This window comes from Anoxybacillus sp. ST4 (genome assembly GCF_019448545.1).
Taxonomy (GTDB): domain Bacteria; phylum Bacillota; class Bacilli; order Bacillales; family Anoxybacillaceae; genus Anoxybacillus; species Anoxybacillus pushchinoensis.
This window is the reverse complement of record NZ_JAHZOE010000087.1, coordinates 1-321: the sequence shown is the minus strand read 5'-3', so window position 1 is coordinate 321 and position 321 is coordinate 1. Positions and strand designations below refer to the sequence as shown.

Annotated in this window: 1 protein-coding gene; it reads right to left on the bottom strand. The window is 44.2% G+C overall.

Annotation, left to right across the window (positions count from 1 at the left end; translation table 11 throughout):
* Positions 1–34: 34 nt before the first annotated feature.
* Positions 35–321: transposase (locus K1I44_RS15630; protein WP_219986639.1), on the bottom strand; the 287-nt coding region annotated here is incomplete at its 5' end.

Below are 321 nucleotides of genomic sequence, written 5' to 3'. Positions count from 1 at the left end.
TATATACATCCAAATTGACATTTTAACCTCTGATTCACGCAGCACACCCGATGCGGCGTAACACCTCATCTGGGTGCTGTAAGACGTGCTGTTCAAAACGAGTGATCGATTGGGCAATATCGTTCTGATCTTTATGCAAGACGTTGGCAATGACTTCATCTTTTAGCCACTTCCATAGCCGTTCAATAGGGTTCAACTGTGGGGAATACGGTGGCAAAAAGATAAAGTGAAAAGTAGCACCTTCTTGACTATCAAGGAATGCTCGCACCATCTTGGCATAATGAATACGCGCGTTGTCCAACACAAGCACGATGAATCGAT